The organism is Vibrio sp. 2033, assembly GCF_033339735.1.
In genome coordinates this window covers 1-904 of sequence record NZ_JAWOVC010000169.1, presented here as the reverse complement: position 1 = coordinate 904, position 904 = coordinate 1, and the positions used below count along the sequence as shown (strand labels likewise).

Annotated in this window: 1 protein-coding gene and 1 pseudogene; both read left to right on the top strand. The window is 42.7% G+C overall.

Features of this window, described 5'->3' with window-relative positions; genetic code table 11:
- Positions 1 to 84: pseudogene (locus tag R7P74_RS25365) on the top strand (ABC transporter ATP-binding protein); the annotation flags it as partial.
- 174 nt (positions 85 to 258) lie between these two features.
- On the top strand, positions 259 to 904 hold a 646-nt coding region (locus R7P74_RS25360), incomplete at its 3' end, for an alpha amylase N-terminal ig-like domain-containing protein (protein WP_318123408.1).

Here is a 904-nt window from a genome sequence, read left to right as displayed (position 1 = left end):
AATATGCAAGTGCCTGATCTACTAGACATGTTTTCTAAAGTTCGAGGCGAAGAACTTTCGGATGACAGTTTATTACTCAATTAAATAGCATGTCTGATTCGTTACGCGTTTCTTCGACATAGTCAGAGCCGCGACTACGCCTACCAAGTGTGATCCTCCTTGAGAAAATAGGTAAAGCACCGAATTTCCAAGGAGGATTTTTTATCTCTCATTCTTTAATAAAATAGTGGCATATCCACCTATTAAAGAGTGCTTATTATGTCTTTGCCATTTCTCTTTCATAGCCAGACGGTTGATGGTTTAGCCTTCGATGGTAAACGCGTGAAGGTCTGTCTAAAAACAGAAGCGTTAACATTTGATGCTGTTTATGCGCGTATTGAGCCAGACAACGAAGAATACCTTGTCGCCATGGTGCAATGCGGCAGAGTTGGAGAGTTACTGCTGTGGGAAGTATCGTTCGAGCCGAATAGAGATCGAGACATCACCCACTATGTATTTAAAGTCGTTAGAAACGGTCAGCAATATTGGCTAGACGCACGTGGCGTGCAAAAACGTATTCCGCCCAAAGAATTTCATTTCAAATTGAATGTAAACCATCAACCGCCAAAGTGGGTTCAAGAACAAGTTTTCTATCAGATTTTTCCTGATCGTTTTGCCGCGAGTCAAAGTGAGTCTGCGATTCGTGAAGCGTACTGCGAGTACGATCCTAATGCTGTAATTAAAACGTGGGGAGAACCAGTAGGGAATCACCAAAACTCTGGGGCACGTGAGTTCTTCGGTGGTGATCTAAAAGGCGTTGAGCAAAAGCTTGAGTACCTTGAGCAATTGGGTGTAACTGCATTGTACTTCAATCCGATTTTTTCCTCGCCAAGTAACCATAAGTACGACACCACGGATTATTTCA